This window comes from Enterococcus hailinensis (assembly GCF_045862035.1).
Classification (GTDB): Bacteria; Bacillota; Bacilli; order Lactobacillales; family Enterococcaceae; genus Enterococcus_A; species Enterococcus_A hailinensis.
Map to the genome: position 1 here is coordinate 1 of NZ_BAAFRV010000013.1, position 13992 is coordinate 13992.

The following is a 13992-nucleotide window of genomic DNA, read 5'->3' on the forward strand; positions in this document are numbered from 1 at the left end:
TTATAATCGTAATCGAATCCATAGTTCGATTCATTACTTAACTCCACAGGAGTTTGAAGATTTAGAAACAGAGAAAATGTCTTAGCAGTCTCTACTAAAATATGTCCAAGATATTGACTCAAATCCATCACTTAAATTGCAATACATAAAAAGTTCATCAATTAACTCTTTGAAAACAACATATCTATTTTCTCTTAAATCATTATTTTTAATTTCGTATCTATATCCATGATACAAATCGCTTCGCTCAATCACTCGATCAAAAATACCCATTTTTTTATACTTCCATAGTAAATTTTCGACTTTACTATCATATATTGGATATTCTTTTGGGTTAGAAAAACTACAGAATTTTGTAGCAAACGAAAATATTATTCCAGTAGTTCCGTTATTTGCTAAATCCCAAACTGCACTAGGATCACCTTTTTTTTCTTTAGAATCAAATTTCACATGATTTGCTACAATCCAATTTGCTACGGCAAGAACATCTTTATTATACAAATTAGTGCTATAAACAGAATTCAATATAGAAACTTTAGTAAAAACATTGGCAAAATCACTATTAATTTTATTGGAAAACATGGATACTAGAACTTCTTCTGGTTTTTCATAGATATCTTCACTATTCCACGCTTTGATACTATCACCTATTAAATCATTTGAAGGTAAACTATTTTCCATTTTGGCAACTCCACTTTATTCTTTTATTATGGATCTTCGTATCGTTCTATATCTTTAAATTTTCCATTTGCGGTAATTTCTTAATCCACATAAATATTACTCCTTAATCCGAATGTAGATATCATTCTATACCGTACTCCATATAACCCGTTTGGATTTCTCCTGATGTTTTCATATGCCTAGGCGTACTTCTCAAGGCTTCTTCTATAGACATGCCATTTTGCACCTTATATGCAGCGGGTGACATACCGTAAACATTCACGAAGCCGGTCAAAGTACTTGTATCTGTAGAAATATCTTGAGTTGTATCATCATTTTGTTGCTGAGCTTGATTATTCGAGTCTAATTGATCTTTTTGAGCTTGGGTAATGATATTGCCTGCATCATCCATAGCAAGACCATTCTCGCTTAGAGCCATACCGAACGCTTCCCACTCCTTATTGGACCAGTTTGTGCGATCGGCTGGAGTAGATTGCAATGTGCGTTGTTTTAGCTGTTCATACGTTTCCTGTTGAACCGCTGCAGGAGTAGTAATAGAATCTGTAGTTGACGATGAATCTGTAGCAGAGCTTGAAATAGAGCTTGTAGTTGTGGTACTGCTGCTTTCTTTAGTCTGGCTACTTTTAGTTTCCTGCTGTTTAGAAGTAGAGTCTGTAGTTTTATCATTCGAACAAGCAGCTAATAGTAAAGCAGAACATACCAACAATGCAATACTAATTTTTTTCATTTTATTTCCTCCTAAATATTTTACAATTTTATTCATATTAAGGAATCCCCAAAGTGGGGCAACGAATTAGTAGCTTCCGGTCCAAGATGCGTCGGCGAAATACACTTCATAATTAGGCGTATCATTTTTAACATCAAAATACGCAACACCAGTAGCTGATTTACCAGGTTGGATTGTATCTGAATAAAAATCTCTAGAGTTCAATTCAGCTTTCATGTTTTGACCGTCATAGAAATCCAGCTGATGAGCTGTAACTTTGAAAGGGTTATCTCCAAGATTCGTAACAGTAAAGCTAACTTTTGCATAGTAGCCATTTTCAGGGACATAGTAGTCTCCGTCACCCATATCTTTCTCAACAGAGTCGATTTTAACATCGATCATATCACCAGACTCGCTAGTAAAGGGTTGGCTTTGACCGATAGATGCAGAAACCTGCGCATTTGAGCTACTGTCACTGACATCCTCAGAATCTGATTCGTACGCTTCTTCTGCAGCCACTTGTTGCTTTGCTTCTTCAAATTCATCGTCTATATTATAAGATGATGAACTTTCTTCTGTTTCTGCTTCGTTTGAGGTTGAGCACCCAGCAATAAATACACCGACAAATAAGCATGATAAAACACAAATTATCTTTTTCATGATTTCCCCTTCTTTCAATTAGCAACTTGTACTACCATCATATCATCTTCAAAGACAATTGTTCAATTCGTAACAATTAGATAGTGGTTTACTTAATTCTTCATACAGTATTATTTATAACCCATAAAATCTGGTTCTTCCTTTGTTAAGCCAAAACCTATTGCTAACTCTTCGCCTTCATTAGTCTCATCAGTAAATATTTTTGCTTCCGAAATATTTTGAGTAAAAATGATTTCTTCTTTTACTTTTCTAGTCACACTTAGCTCATAACGTTTAAAAAACAGTCTACCCATACGCAATACATACTTTGGCAATATCTTTCTTTTTTCTTCTTCATACTCGTCCACCTGCTTATTCAATTCTTTTTGAAGTCGGTACTCGGCTTTATTTCTACGTGTTCTATATTCTTTCAGTTCAATATTATTTTTTTCTGATAGTATTTGGTCTGTAATCGGAAGCCTTGCCATGTAGCCATCATGTTCAGGGCTATATTGTGTTTTGTGGTCTGAATCCAAATATTTCTCAGATAGCAAAATGATATCCTCTTTGCTAGTGACGGATAATGCTTTAAAAAAGATTTTTGCCATTCTTTTCTCGTATTCATTCAGTTCGTTTCTATATTCCATGAATCCCGCCCATTTTGCCAAGTATCTTTTTACGTTCGGATAAATTACTGGGTAACTCATTACAACACCTCCGCCATTAGTTCAATATCAAGGTATAAATTATTCGCTAACTCAATTCGTTCGTCTGGTGGTTCATAGCCAAATTTGAACGCCGTAGCTGTCTCTATCTCGTAAATTTCATCAAGTACCTTCTCGTATATCCTTTGACTCCAAAAGCCTTTTTTGAGACTCTCACGTTCGATTGTAGCAAGGCTAGATAAGAACCTTTCAAACTGGCTTCTACGATACTCCCAACGTTTTATACGCTTATCTACCAACGAACATGCTTCTACATTATCAGCTACTAGCTGTGCTATTTTAGGGGCTTTCGCATGGATAGACAATTCATCATAAGTTATGCTAGTACAAAGGCTTTGATTATATAGTTCTTTTCTTATTGATTGTTTTTCTATCTCTAGTTTTTTGAGATATAAATCAATATTTAAATATCGCTTTAAATTATATTCGTTATCCACGCTATCCTCCTAGTAGTTTTCAAATGTACCTTGATAGTAATTTGGATTATCTTTTAACATACATAGATTTAAAGTAAATGTTCTATTAATATTTTTAAATACAAAAAGACGGTATGCTTTTAGTCATACCGCCTTTACCCAAAGAGAGAGAAAGAAGTTTGGAAACAACGATCCTCTTATAGCCATTTCTATCAACTATTATGGCGGGACTATTTATAAAGTTTCTAAAGGGAGATTCGTTCACACAAGAGAGGGCTTCGATTTATTGCCTCTCGCTTGCATAGGGGGGTCATAAATTTTTACCACTCAATTTGTCTAGCATTCTTGTCAATAAATCTTAAATAGTCATCTAGCCAACGAACATTCAAATTAAAATCTGCATCATAAAGAAAATGACGTTTTTGCTCGCTCACTTTGTCCAGCTCATATTTTAGTTTCTTATCAAATTCCGACCAAGCTTTTAGATTTTCTCGGTATTCTTTTTCTGCTTCTTTGTAGGCTTTTCCTAGTTCTTCTTTATAGTTATTAAAAATATATTCCCTAATAGAAGTCGCAGTTGTTTCATTGTTTAGCTTCAAAGATTCAAGTTCTTTATTTAATTGAATTAACTGGTCATTGATCTCAGACGTTCTTAATGGCTCAACAGCTTTGATGGTTACTAACTCATTTATTTTCTTTTGGATATCATTTTTTTCTTTTTCAATTTCCTCTTTATCTACACGCTTTGTAGCTTTTTGAGTATCACTACGCATCCGACTTACAATACCTATCAGTTCTTTAGCCTTGCTTTCATCAGTTGGTAAATGTTCAGTATTAATAATTTCATTCATGTATTATTCTCCTAACACTAATTTTATAAAATCTTTTTTGTCACGATCTGTATCTAATTTATTGATTTTATTAAAGTAATCATTAAAGTATTCGAGTGCCTTACTCTTTCCATATTTTTTTACTAATGCTTGCATAAGCAAATCTTTATTGGTTTGGACTACTTTCAAATCTAATTCCCTTTTGCTCATAGCAGGCAAATCATTGATTCTTCTCCGTTTATAATCACTTCTTGTATCTATCAATCGCATACTTATTTCCCTCCTTATTCCAAAAATAAAAGAGACTACCTCTCTCAAATTAATGAGTGAAGTAGCCTCTAGCTTTGTCTAGTCAGCTTTATTTAATTTGCTCTCCAATTTGCTTAGTAATATATACTGGTACGCCGTTCGCATACTTGATAACTACCTCACCATAATCAATTGGCTCAATCTTTATTTCTTTACCATCTTTTAAGATAATCAAATAATTTTCTATCTTTATCTACTCCTTTATTATAACATAAAAACTAATTTTTTAATACACTAAAATGCTTATATACAGAGGTTTATCGATTATTTTAAATAAACTAATCTCGGAAATTTAATAAAGAAAAGTATTGGCTTACTATTATTTATTCTAGAATTTATACACTATCAATCCATCCTATTCAAGTTCTAGGTGAATCTCAATAAACGGACTATACAACAAGTAATTTCTACCATCATCAAACTGTATGCTTATACAATTATCCTTTAATATTTTAAAACCATGTACTCCTCTTTGACCAGTTGCATATCTAACACGTTCCACACCATCGAACACATAAACCACTTCAATCATCTATGCTACCTCCAATAAGTTAGCTATCAATTCATCATCTGTTAGTAGCAAAGCCAAGAACTTATCATGGATGTTTAAAAACAAATTATCCTCATTCGATGTAAGCTCTCGTTGTCTCGCTCGGTCATATAGATTAAGCAAACAATTAAATTCATCCATTAGCTCACCTGTATCATCATAGTTCCCACTGTCAGCCAATGATCCCACTACTAGCGACTGACACCACACTACTGACTCCTGCAGCCAGTCAGGTTCTTCTACCATTATCTTTAATACTTCTGGATCAAATGTGGAATAATCTTCTGTTACCAATCCCACACTAAATGCCAGCGTGTTCATTAGAAACCGATCTATTTCATCTGTATATTGAAAGTTCGGTGCTTTGTTTGTTGAAATAATATTGAGCATTTACTTTCCTCCTGTTTAAATTGTCTGTCTTTTTTCCATTCATTGTCCGTAGTTCAATTTTTTTAAACCTTGATATATCAACGATTGTCCGTATTGTCCGACTTTTTACGCTACTTCTTTATATAAATAATATTACTAATATTTTTACTTTTTTATTTTTAAAAGAATTAACAAAAAATAGGGACAATAGGGACAATCCCTTGATACGTATGGCTTTCTTTTAGAAAAAATAGGGACAAAAGTCGGATAGAATAGAGACAATTACTCGTCCGTGATGTGGTATGTGGAAATTAATTTCAAACCAGTGTAACGTTCTTTGTGGCTTCCGCTATCGTTAAAACCTCTGGTATGTTTCTTTCTAGGTACATCAAACTTTTTGTTTAGATACTTAGTCAATTCAATCTTACTTTGGGGTTTAAATCCATTTTGCATACAAAATGCTTTGTATTCTAAGTAAACAGTAGTCGCAATTTCTCCCCTAGTTTCGGTATTATCGATCTTGCAACATTCAAAAACAAATTGTCCCATTCGGTCATTATCAAACAACCATTCGGCTTTAGTTTGCCGCATACTTTCGGAACGTGTAAAAGTAGCTTTCTTGCCATCGAATATTTTTCTAAACTCTTTAATACATTCATAGGCAAATGCGGGCGCTTCTTTCTCGATTGCTTCTAAGTCCTGTTCCTTCCAGAAAGTAGCACCTTCTTTCCGTTGATTACCAATAGTAATTGGTACGACTGTAAGGCGATCAGCAAACCCTGGGCTTATATCTTTAAAATGAAAGAAGGCGTTCATACTAAAAATGTGTTTAGCGTGGCTTACAAAAGTAAATCCTTGAATCCCTTTGAATTCTCCCTTAATAGCGTCTGAACCTGTTAAACGCTTCAAAATACCTGTCTGACTAATGTAATCATCATCAATATCCCCACTAATATTGAAAGCTTTGCCCAATAAATCTACTATCGAAAATTTTTCTTTGGTTAATTCTTGCGGTGTTAGCGCTGTACGATTTTCTTTTGTAACATAATATTCAGCTATCATGTTAAGAAAACTTGATTTTCCTTCGCCACCTTCGCCGTATAAAAACACTAAATCTTGAGCTGGTGCATGACTTCGATAAAATGTATAACCAATGAACTGTTTCATGAATAATGCTGCCTCACCAAAAAAATCAGTAAAAAATTTATCAGTTGCCGGCGTAGCTTTCCCCGACATATCCAAATTGTAATCATAAGAGATAAGAATATAATTCGATGGATCATGCGAATTAATTTCATCGGTCAAAATGTTATACGTTCCATTTTTGAATGGTACTAGCGCTGGATTGCTATCTTCAAAAGGTGATCTATTCGAATAACTCGGATCGTACGTTTTTTGTTTTACATATGTTTTAACTGGTGATATATATTTTTGATCGTAGAAACCCCACATTTGTAACTCCTCAAGACAAATTTTCTCGGCAAACATTATTAGTTCGTTTTTGCCAAAATACCGCCATGCGCCTTTTTTTGATTCATAAACAGCACCTTCTAACAACTTAGGAAATCGTAGTAAATGGTGCCTTTGGATAATTAGATCTCCCATTACCTCATGATTAAATCCATATTTAAAAGTTGCGCTGCTTACATGACCGTTGTTATCTTTTTTAATATTTGGGATAATCCAGAACCATTTAGGTGTATCATTGTTCAATTTACTTGTGGCATTTTTTATAAAAACAGCTCTTTCTTCCATATCAATAATCTTTTCAGATTGTTTAGTAATCTCACTTAATTCGATATTAATATGAATAGATTCGTTTGTTTTTGTTGTTAACCCTGGCACTGATATGAAGTAACTATCTTTCTTTTTAGGATCATAAACGTTTACAGTGTCTGCAATAGCTTTCTCCAGTGTAATTTGTCCATAAGTAGCGCCGTCGCTTCGGTGTTTCCGATCCCATTTTTCACGATATAGCCCCGACTGTCTAAAAATGGTGTCCATCATTCCGTAGTCTTTCTTAGAAAAAAAGGCTAAATAATTTGCTAGTGCTTGATCCGCCGATGACCAGTCATCATTATAGTAGCTAATATCTCCACGCATTAGAGATGAAATTTTGCTACCCGCTTTTGATTGGTTCATTGCTCGAATAATTTCAGCTTCACTTAAATTGTTAGGTTCATAATTTGCAATACGTGGCTGTGGAGTTACCTTCTCTTTTTTAAAACTATATTCTTTAATGATAAAATCAATCATTTTCTGGCAGTTCTGTGGTTCTAAATCGTTGTAACGATCTCCAGAAACCGTTACCCACCCAGTGTTAGTAAAAAACTCAATTTCTTCACCGCTTGCTGTTTTGCGCTTACGCCCAATATCACTGGGAACATTTCCAATCACCCAAACGTGTAAGCCACGCCCAGATGGACTCTTTTCAGCGTAGCCAGCATTGGTAATCGTTTGAAGTTCTTCACTAATGAATTCAACGCCCCTGCTGTTGTCTAAATCCACACACTGATACGGTGTGCTGCCTTGAGAAAAACCAATACCATCTGCAAAGCCAGCTTCTACCGCTTGTTTAACCTCTAAAAAACTAAATAATTCTCTTTCTTGCCACCCATATAAAAATTGTCCATTTAAATCAACGGGAACTTTATTTATTTTTTCTGGTTCTTTTTTATCAGGAACAGCTTTCCAACAAAGCCAACGATTGTATTTTTTCATTTCGTCTGGAATGTTTTCCCAAACTGGTTCACGTATTTTATCTGTTGCTAATAATGCCAATAAACTTCCCTCCCCTAACTCGCAAAAATTGCCTTCGGTGTGCCATCTTCATTAAATCGATCGTTAAACACAAGCCAAACTTGCTGTGCTTCAAAATTCAGCCATTGTGGGTTATTGTCTCCGTTCATATCAGTCAAAACAGAAAGAGTGATTTCTCGATCCATATCATTTCCAGCACCTACCGTAGCACCATGAGATAAAATTGGTGTATCAATCGGTATTTCTTTAAATCCCCAACGATCAATCATCATAATTTTCCCAGTGGGTTTTCCTGTCGGATCATATTGTTTTTCTAGCAACGTTTTACTCATGATTGATTCCCTCGTTTCGTTGGTCATAGTCGTAAAAATCGTATCGCATGAACAATGCTATTGCTGTACTTACAAGCAACGCTATCTTTATTGGTGCTGGTAGAAAGGTGACCACGCCACCTAAAATAATGCTAAGCAAAATTAAATTTGTTCTCTTATTCATTGTGATTCCCTCCTAATCTGGGCAAATGGTATTAGATATTTCTTGGATCGCTTCACCAACTATTTGAAGGTTATCGCCCATATCTTCCATCAACCCACTTTGTATTTGATGATTCACCGCGAACTGATCCCCGCTGACTCGTGAGTATTCCAGGTTTTCAGCCAGTCGGTGTAATACCTTAATTTGTTGCGCACATTCGGTTAGTTTCTCTGCCTGTTTTAAGAGTTCATCATTAGTTAAATGTTCCATCATAGTTTCCTCCGATTTTTTAATATGGTATAATCGGAACAAAGAATATCGGGTTTTATCCCAATATGTGTGCCTTTAACGTTCGCTTTGGTCGGTGGAATCGTTAAGGCTTTTTCTTTGTTCTCGATCATAGTTTTGCTCCTAGTTTGCTACTACTGGCATTTTTAGCGTAGTTTGATAAATTACATCTTGTCCGTTTAGAATGCCCTTGATTGTTGTGTAGTCAAAGTTTAACCCTAATAACGTTGTAACCTGTTGTTCTCGCTGATTCACTGCTTCAATTTCCTCTACTGTTAAATAATCAAGTGGTGTAGCTTTCTTGGTTGCTTCCCTAGCCTCACGTAATTGTTTAGCATTAAATCCTAACGCTGTTTTGTAAACAAGGTCTGTATAATGTTTATAGTAATGCGAAGACAGACCCAACTCTTTTATAACATCCGTCATCGATTTACGGACACGTTTACCATAATGACGTTCCATTCTTCGAGCGTACAACTCGTTTTTCATATCATAGAATTGACGAACTAATTCTTTTTTAAAGATTCTGACTGGCTCTGTATTATCAAGATAAGTAACTAAAAGCGTTGTTTGTTCTTCATTCAGAATGTAAGTTTTTTTAGGTCTACCACCTAACGTCCCCTTTTTAGGTTTACGGATTTCAAATCGCAAAACTCCAAAATCTTCTAAGTCCGATTGATAAGTTCTAATTAATCGCTTTACTGATTCTTGATCATTTTCCGAATACTTCGCAATAATCTCATCAGTAGTAAATGGTTCTTCCTCGATATACTCTGAATTTAAAAATACTAATTCGTTCATTCCGCTTCCTCCACTTCGATCCCTAGCAAGCTTGCTAACAACTCAACTTGCTGATACAAAATTTCTTGATACTCTTCAATAGAAAGTCGTTCTTGAAACTCTGCTTGTACTAAATCGTTCAAACCTTGCAATACTCCACTTACCGTTGGATCTTTAGGTAGCAATTTCTGATAGTCCATTTGCTCGTATAAGCAATTAAAAGTTTCTTCTAGTGCTTCGCCTTCCAAATTTGCTAATTCCTCAGCGGTTTCTTCTGTAACAACTCTCGATAATACTTTTTCAATTACTTTATTTTGTGTTAAATCCATTTTGGTTCCTCCTGTTAATCACTTGCCCCCACGCTTGCGATTATTTTTGATGATTCATAAGCCATTTTTTTGTTTCTTCTTTAGAAAAAAAGATTAATCCGTCAATTTGAATAACTGGCAATCCCATACTCTCTAATTTAGAAAGTGAATTGTAACTAATGCCTAGCCATTTTGCCATTTCACCTTTTTTCAAAAAGTCCTTATCAACGTTAGCCACATTTTTGGCTTCCGCCATTGCTTCTTTAGTAATCTCAAAAACATATTCTTTTAAAGAAGCTGCTTGCTCGTCTGATAGCATTACTTGAAATCCGTTCATGTTTGTCACCTCTATTACATTTATGTAGTTATTATTTTACATATGTATAGTATCATCACTTTAAATCATTTGCAAGCATATAGTTAAAAAAATACATGTATATAGGAATTATGATTGCTAAAGAAATTAAAAATCGCTATACTTGTACTATCGAAGGAGGGGAAACTGTGCATAAAGTTAATTTAAAAAATATCCTTGAAGAAAAAGGAAAAACTATGACTTGGCTACATGAGCAAACTAAAATATCAAAAAATACGCTTAGTTTAATATCTAATAATTCAAGTAAGGGGATTCAATTTGATACATTAGAAAAAATCTGCCTTGCCCTAGATATAACTCCTAATGATCTGATAATTATCAAGGAAGATTCCTATGATATGTCTATTTTGTCTGAAACATTTGAAGAATCGACACAAACTCATTATATTTTGGGGGAGTATATTCCCATGAGTAAAATGAAGGAAATGATTCAGAATGGAGGGATGACTACTGCAAACGATCCTTGGTTTATTGTTAAATACCCAGAGAATTTGAAGAATAATAAATTAATATATATAGAAGTAAGTATGCCTTCTCAAGAAGAATTAAGTAAAATTGATTTGGCTTTTATTACAAGTCTTACCGATCAAAGAAATAAAGAATTCTTTCAATCACTAGATGAAACAGAGATTTATTATTTCATTGAACAAATTTTTAATTTCATTATCTTAAAAAGAATCGGGTTAACTAATGATCAGATTATAGTTGGCTTAAAAAATAAGCCAGAATCTGATAGTTATACCGCTTTTATTTTTGTAAAGAATGATAATGGCGATTATGTTTTAAATTAAACCCTTCCTCCCACTCGCCCCCCACGGCTTGCTACACTATGGAGGGGAAATCTTATGGCAACATTCAAGCAATATGAAACTAAAAAAGGTAAATTTTGGCTCTATGAAGCCTATCTTGGAATGAACAAAATGACTGGCAAACCTGATAAGGTTCGTAGACGAGGTTACAAAACAAAAAAAGAAGCCCAGCTTGCCTTGTCACGGTTGCAAGTGGACTACGATAAAAACGGTATTAAAAAAGCGAACAACGAGACGTTTAAAGAAGTTTATGACTTGTGGCTAGAAACATATAAAACCACTGTCCGTGAAGCCACCTTCATGAAAACTGAAATCAAGTTTAGAAAGTGGATTCTTCCAAAATACGGAAATCTTCGTATAAATGAAGTCACGGTAAAAAAAGCCCAACAAATTGTAAATAGCTGGGCTGAAACTACCGATCAATATAAGGTTCTTCATTCAACTTCTAAGCGTATTTTTAGCTATGCTATCAATCTTGGGATCATTGAGACTAATCCATTAGAAAACGTCCTAATGCCTAAAAGAACCACCACTAAGCATGAAGAAAAGGTCAAAGTTTACAGTAAAGAACAACTGATAACCTTGTTTGATTACCTAAACAGCAAACCTGAAACTTATCGAAATGACTTTGATAAAACATTATTACGTTTTCTCTTTTATAGTGGGGTTAGAATTAGTGAAGCCCTTGCATTGAATTGGTCAGACATTGATTTTCAAGAAAATACAGTCACCATCAATAAAACACTAAGCCAATCCAAAAATGGCTATAAAATCAGTGATCCTAAAACTGATCGTAGTGCTGGAGTTCTTCCACTAGATGAAAGAACAATTTCTATACTAAAAAAATGGCAGATTAACCAGCGAAAATATATGCTGACACTTGGCATTACTAATCCGACTATGATTTTTTGCGGTATCTATAAAGAACTAATCACACACCACGCTATTTACGCAAGATTGAATACTATTTGTGAAAAAGCTATGGTTCCGTTTCTCGGTGTGCATGTAACAAGACATACTCACGCTTCAATGCTCTTGGACGCTGGGGCTACTATGGTAGAAGTTCAAACTAGATTACGGCATACAAAAATTAGTCAGACGATCGATTGCTACGGTCACTTGGCAAAAGAAACGAAAGAAAAGACTGTTGAAAAATTAGTACAACACTTAAATATCGACTAGATGGCATACAATGTGGCATACAGTAAAAAATAAAAAAAGGAGAAACCCTATCATATCAAGGTTTCTCCTAGCTTTATAGCCTATTCTTCTTCTTCAGTCATGAATGTATTGAATACTTCTTCAATCATATCCCATTCAGCATCTGTTTCGATTTGTTGTAAGTCACCTTCACTGCCGTCTTCGTTTTCAACGTAAGCGTAAGCTTGTAATTCTACATCTTCATCTTCAGGTGCTCCTGCTGGATAAAGTAACACATAGTTACGATTAAATTCTTCTTGACCATCGATCGTCAAAAGAATTTCATAAAGGGTTTCATTTCCTTCATCATCTACTAAAGTAATTAATTCATGTTCGTGATCATGGTCATGTGTGTGTTCGTGTGCCATTGTCATTCCTCTTTTCTAAAATTTGCTGCTTGTGCGATCAAGATAGTTTTGTAAAATCATGACTGCCGCAAGCTTGTCTATTACTTTTTTACGTTTTGAACGTGAAACATCTGCTTGTTCAACTAACATTCGTTCTGCCTGAACTGTCGTCAGACGTTCATCTTGAAATTCAATAGGTAAACCAAAAAGCTCCTTGATTTGTTCCGCATAAGCCATTGAAGCTTCGGCACGCGGTCCAATCGTATTATTCATGTTTTTAGGGAGACCTACTACAAATTTAGTTACTTTATACTCTTTGACCAGTTCGCCTAAGCGATCAAAACCAAATTCTTCATTGGCCTCATCGATTCGAATGATTTCTACTCCTTGTGCGGTCCAGCCGAAAGGATCACTGACTGCGATACCGACGGTTTTTGAACCCACGTCTAATCCCATCACTCGCATCAAACGTTAATACCATGATCTTTAAGATAGTATTTCACTAAAACTTCCATCACTTCATCACGTTCGTGACGACGAATCAAGTTTCTTGCATCTTGATAACGAGGAATATAGGCAGGATCGCCTGATAATAAATAGCCGACGATTTGGTTGATCGGGTTGTAGCCTTTTTCAGCTAATGCATTGTAAACGATCGTCAATGTCTCACTGATTTCTCTTTTATGATTATCATCAAAATCAAAACGGACTGTTTCATCTGTGTATCCCATTTTCTCACACCTCTCTTTGAAAGTATCAACAATTATATTTTACTAAAAGAAAACAAAACTTACAAATCTAGCAAGCTCTTAAATCGTTGACTTAACAAAATCTTCCGAATTATTATAACATGGTTTCACTTCAATTCGTATTTTATTAAGCATCTTTTTTTCTTTCAGTCAAAAAGCTCGTTATACTTTAACTAAAAGGAGGACAGTATTATGTTAAAAAGATTTTTTACACTACTTGCCTGTGTGATCGGCGTAGAGTTGGTTGGATCAATCTCAGGCTTTTTTGCCGGTGATATTCCTGCAGTATACGCACAACTAAACAAACCACTATTTTCACCACCGGGAAGTTTGGTAGGAACTGTTTGGATCATTCTATATGCTTTGATTGGATTGGCCTTATTTTTGGTGATTGACAGCAAGGAAAGACGCAGTAAAACATTCGCTTATTTACTTTTTGCGATTCAATTAATTCTTAATTTCATCTGGAGTATCATTTTCTTTGGGGCTTCTCATTTTTGGATTGCTTCATTCATCAGTCTCTTTTTATTGATTTCCATTTTATTCAGCATCCGTGAGTTTCGCAGAATCTCAAAAGTGGCTGCCCTTTGTTTCATTCCTTATCTCGCATGGGTAGCTTTTGCTACATACCTATCTTTTGGATTAGCTATTCTAAATTAAATTTTATGCTACCAGA

At 34.8% G+C, this 13992-nt stretch carries 23 protein-coding genes; 3 read left to right on the top strand and 20 right to left on the bottom strand.

Annotated features, from left to right (window positions below):
• Positions 1-81: 81 nt before the first annotated feature.
• The 17 genes from ACKTSC_RS09660 to ACKTSC_RS09740 all read right to left on the bottom strand — a co-directional run bounded on the left by ACKTSC_RS09660 (position 82) and on the right by ACKTSC_RS09740 (position 10172).
• Positions 82-681 (bottom strand): hypothetical protein, encoded by a 600-nt coding sequence (locus ACKTSC_RS09660; protein WP_407857465.1) that lies wholly within the window; start codon positions 679-681, stop codon positions 82-84.
• Positions 682-802: 121 nt separating this feature from the next.
• Positions 803-1408, bottom strand: a complete 606-nt coding sequence (locus ACKTSC_RS09665) for a hypothetical protein (protein WP_313630606.1) — start codon at positions 1406-1408, stop codon at positions 803-805.
• A 66-nt stretch (positions 1409-1474) separates the two neighbouring features.
• A complete protein-coding gene (locus ACKTSC_RS09670; RefSeq protein WP_313630605.1) occupies positions 1475-2047 on the bottom strand; it encodes a DUF4352 domain-containing protein in 573 nt (190 codons plus the stop codon).
• A 110-nt stretch (positions 2048-2157) separates the two neighbouring features.
• Entirely contained in the window at positions 2158-2733 is a 576-nt protein-coding gene (locus tag ACKTSC_RS09675) for a hypothetical protein (RefSeq protein ID WP_407857466.1), read from the bottom strand.
• The gene (locus tag ACKTSC_RS09680; protein ID WP_313630603.1) at positions 2733-3188 is read right to left on the bottom strand and encodes a hypothetical protein; all 456 of its coding nucleotides are present in this window, start codon (positions 3186-3188) and stop codon (positions 2733-2735) included. The genes ACKTSC_RS09675 and ACKTSC_RS09680 overlap by 1 nt, the downstream gene beginning before the upstream one ends.
• A gap of 299 nt (positions 3189-3487) precedes the next feature.
• Positions 3488-4018 (bottom strand): hypothetical protein, encoded by a 531-nt coding sequence (locus tag ACKTSC_RS09685; protein WP_407857467.1) that lies wholly within the window; start codon positions 4016-4018, stop codon positions 3488-3490.
• A gap of 3 nt (positions 4019-4021) precedes the next feature.
• On the bottom strand, positions 4022-4267 hold the full coding sequence (locus ACKTSC_RS09690) for a hypothetical protein (RefSeq protein ID WP_407857468.1): 246 nt from the start codon (positions 4265-4267) through the stop codon (positions 4022-4024).
• 394 nt (positions 4268-4661) lie between these two features.
• Positions 4662-4838, bottom strand: coding sequence for a hypothetical protein (locus ACKTSC_RS09695; protein ID WP_216430773.1), 177 nt, complete (start codon positions 4836-4838; stop codon positions 4662-4664).
• Positions 4839-5246 carry a DUF3206 domain-containing protein gene (locus ACKTSC_RS09700; protein WP_407857469.1) on the bottom strand — a complete coding sequence of 136 codons (408 nt, stop codon included), beginning with the start codon at positions 5244-5246 and terminating at the stop codon, positions 4839-4841.
• Positions 5247-5507: 261 nt separating this feature from the next.
• Complete coding sequence (locus tag ACKTSC_RS09705; protein ID WP_407857470.1) at positions 5508-8006, bottom strand: phage/plasmid primase, P4 family; 2499 nt, start codon at positions 8004-8006, stop codon at positions 5508-5510.
• A 14-nt stretch (positions 8007-8020) separates the two neighbouring features.
• On the bottom strand, positions 8021-8317 hold the full coding sequence (locus ACKTSC_RS09710) for a hypothetical protein (RefSeq protein WP_407857471.1): 297 nt from the start codon (positions 8315-8317) through the stop codon (positions 8021-8023).
• Positions 8310-8480: a hypothetical protein gene (locus tag ACKTSC_RS09715; protein WP_407857472.1), complete on the bottom strand. Its 171-nt coding sequence runs from the start codon at positions 8478-8480 to the stop codon at positions 8310-8312. Before ACKTSC_RS09715 ends, ACKTSC_RS09710 begins: the two co-directional genes overlap by 8 nt.
• Before the next feature lie 12 nt (positions 8481-8492).
• On the bottom strand, positions 8493-8732 hold the full coding sequence (locus ACKTSC_RS09720) for a hypothetical protein (RefSeq protein WP_407857473.1): 240 nt from the start codon (positions 8730-8732) through the stop codon (positions 8493-8495).
• Positions 8729-8860 carry a hypothetical protein gene (locus ACKTSC_RS09725; RefSeq protein WP_407857474.1) on the bottom strand — a complete coding sequence of 44 codons (132 nt, stop codon included), beginning with the start codon at positions 8858-8860 and terminating at the stop codon, positions 8729-8731. The genes ACKTSC_RS09720 and ACKTSC_RS09725 overlap by 4 nt, the downstream gene beginning before the upstream one ends.
• 10 nt (positions 8861-8870) lie before the next feature.
• Positions 8871-9548 (bottom strand): Rha family transcriptional regulator, encoded by a 678-nt coding sequence (locus ACKTSC_RS09730; RefSeq protein ID WP_407857475.1) that lies wholly within the window; start codon positions 9546-9548, stop codon positions 8871-8873.
• The gene (locus tag ACKTSC_RS09735; protein ID WP_407857476.1) at positions 9545-9856 is read right to left on the bottom strand and encodes a hypothetical protein; all 312 of its coding nucleotides are present in this window, start codon (positions 9854-9856) and stop codon (positions 9545-9547) included. Before ACKTSC_RS09735 ends, ACKTSC_RS09730 begins: the two co-directional genes overlap by 4 nt.
• Before the next feature lie 40 nt (positions 9857-9896).
• Entirely contained in the window at positions 9897-10172 is a 276-nt protein-coding gene (locus ACKTSC_RS09740) for a DNA-binding protein (protein ID WP_087064045.1), read from the bottom strand.
• Between the two features lie 110 nt (positions 10173-10282).
• On the opposite strand from ACKTSC_RS09740, the gene ACKTSC_RS09745 reads away from it, so the two are divergent.
• Both ACKTSC_RS09745 and ACKTSC_RS09750 read left to right on the top strand, forming a co-directional pair.
• On the top strand, positions 10283-11002 hold the full coding sequence (locus ACKTSC_RS09745; RefSeq protein ID WP_407857477.1) for a helix-turn-helix domain-containing protein: 720 nt from the start codon (positions 10283-10285) through the stop codon (positions 11000-11002).
• A 54-nt stretch (positions 11003-11056) separates the two neighbouring features.
• A complete protein-coding gene (locus ACKTSC_RS09750) occupies positions 11057-12202 on the top strand; it encodes a tyrosine-type recombinase/integrase (RefSeq protein ID WP_407857478.1) in 1146 nt (381 codons plus the stop codon).
• A gap of 80 nt (positions 12203-12282) precedes the next feature.
• On the opposite strand, the gene ACKTSC_RS09755 is transcribed toward ACKTSC_RS09750, so the two are convergent.
• Genes ACKTSC_RS09755 through ACKTSC_RS09765 form a run of 3 tightly spaced genes read right to left on the bottom strand, consistent with a single transcriptional unit; the run spans position 12283 to position 13298 of the window.
• On the bottom strand, positions 12283-12588 hold the full coding sequence (locus ACKTSC_RS09755) for a DUF1292 domain-containing protein (RefSeq protein WP_332580281.1): 306 nt from the start codon (positions 12586-12588) through the stop codon (positions 12283-12285).
• A gap of 15 nt (positions 12589-12603) precedes the next feature.
• Positions 12604-13032, bottom strand: coding sequence for a Holliday junction resolvase RuvX (ruvX, locus tag ACKTSC_RS09760; RefSeq protein WP_332580282.1), 429 nt, complete (start codon positions 13030-13032; stop codon positions 12604-12606).
• A complete protein-coding gene (locus ACKTSC_RS09765) occupies positions 13032-13298 on the bottom strand; it encodes an IreB family regulatory phosphoprotein (RefSeq protein ID WP_071858535.1) in 267 nt (88 codons plus the stop codon). Before ACKTSC_RS09765 ends, ruvX begins: the two co-directional genes overlap by 1 nt.
• 210 nt (positions 13299-13508) lie before the next feature.
• On the opposite strand from ACKTSC_RS09765, the gene ACKTSC_RS09770 reads away from it, so the two are divergent.
• Positions 13509-13976, top strand: coding sequence for a TspO/MBR family protein (locus tag ACKTSC_RS09770; protein WP_407857479.1), 468 nt, complete (start codon positions 13509-13511; stop codon positions 13974-13976).
• Positions 13977-13992: the final 16 nt, after the last annotated feature.

What these genes read in the sequence shown, in the direction of transcription:
- ACKTSC_RS09660 (WP_407857465.1), bottom strand. Translation starts at nt 681, where the DNA reads ATGGAAAATAGTTTACCTTCAAATGATTTAATAGGTGATAGTATCAAA.
- ACKTSC_RS09710 (WP_407857471.1), bottom strand. Translation starts at nt 8,317, where the DNA reads ATGAGTAAAACGTTGCTAGAAAAACAATATGATCCGACAGGAAAACCC.
- ACKTSC_RS09740 (WP_087064045.1), bottom strand. Translation starts at nt 10,172, where the DNA reads ATGAACGGATTTCAAGTAATGCTATCAGACGAGCAAGCAGCTTCTTTA.
- ACKTSC_RS09770 (WP_407857479.1), top strand. Translation starts at nt 13,509, where the DNA reads ATGTTAAAAAGATTTTTTACACTACTTGCCTGTGTGATCGGCGTAGAG.
- ACKTSC_RS09750 (WP_407857478.1), top strand. Translation starts at nt 11,057, where the DNA reads ATGGCAACATTCAAGCAATATGAAACTAAAAAAGGTAAATTTTGGCTC.
- ACKTSC_RS09715 (WP_407857472.1), bottom strand. Translation starts at nt 8,480, where the DNA reads ATGAATAAGAGAACAAATTTAATTTTGCTTAGCATTATTTTAGGTGGC.
- ACKTSC_RS09670 (WP_313630605.1), bottom strand. Translation starts at nt 2,047, where the DNA reads ATGAAAAAGATAATTTGTGTTTTATCATGCTTATTTGTCGGTGTATTT.
- ACKTSC_RS09665 (WP_313630606.1), bottom strand. Translation starts at nt 1,408, where the DNA reads ATGAAAAAAATTAGTATTGCATTGTTGGTATGTTCTGCTTTACTATTA.
- ACKTSC_RS09685 (WP_407857467.1), bottom strand. Translation starts at nt 4,018, where the DNA reads ATGAATGAAATTATTAATACTGAACATTTACCAACTGATGAAAGCAAG.
- ACKTSC_RS09690 (WP_407857468.1), bottom strand. Translation starts at nt 4,267, where the DNA reads ATGCGATTGATAGATACAAGAAGTGATTATAAACGGAGAAGAATCAAT.
- ACKTSC_RS09700 (WP_407857469.1), bottom strand. Translation starts at nt 5,246, where the DNA reads ATGCTCAATATTATTTCAACAAACAAAGCACCGAACTTTCAATATACA.
- ACKTSC_RS09675 (WP_407857466.1), bottom strand. Translation starts at nt 2,733, where the DNA reads ATGAGTTACCCAGTAATTTATCCGAACGTAAAAAGATACTTGGCAAAA.
- ACKTSC_RS09730 (WP_407857475.1), bottom strand. Translation starts at nt 9,548, where the DNA reads ATGAACGAATTAGTATTTTTAAATTCAGAGTATATCGAGGAAGAACCA.
- ACKTSC_RS09755 (WP_332580281.1), bottom strand. Translation starts at nt 12,588, where the DNA reads ATGGCACACGAACACACACATGACCATGATCACGAACATGAATTAATT.
- ACKTSC_RS09725 (WP_407857474.1), bottom strand. Translation starts at nt 8,860, where the DNA reads ATGATCGAGAACAAAGAAAAAGCCTTAACGATTCCACCGACCAAAGCG.
- ACKTSC_RS09720 (WP_407857473.1), bottom strand. Translation starts at nt 8,732, where the DNA reads ATGATGGAACATTTAACTAATGATGAACTCTTAAAACAGGCAGAGAAA.
- ruvX (WP_332580282.1), bottom strand. Translation starts at nt 13,032, where the DNA reads ATGCGAGTGATGGGATTAGACGTGGGTTCAAAAACCGTCGGTATCGCA.
- ACKTSC_RS09735 (WP_407857476.1), bottom strand. Translation starts at nt 9,856, where the DNA reads ATGGATTTAACACAAAATAAAGTAATTGAAAAAGTATTATCGAGAGTT.
- ACKTSC_RS09745 (WP_407857477.1), top strand. Translation starts at nt 10,283, where the DNA reads ATGATTGCTAAAGAAATTAAAAATCGCTATACTTGTACTATCGAAGGA.
- ACKTSC_RS09765 (WP_071858535.1), bottom strand. Translation starts at nt 13,298, where the DNA reads ATGGGATACACAGATGAAACAGTCCGTTTTGATTTTGATGATAATCAT.
- ACKTSC_RS09695 (WP_216430773.1), bottom strand. Translation starts at nt 4,838, where the DNA reads ATGATTGAAGTGGTTTATGTGTTCGATGGTGTGGAACGTGTTAGATAT.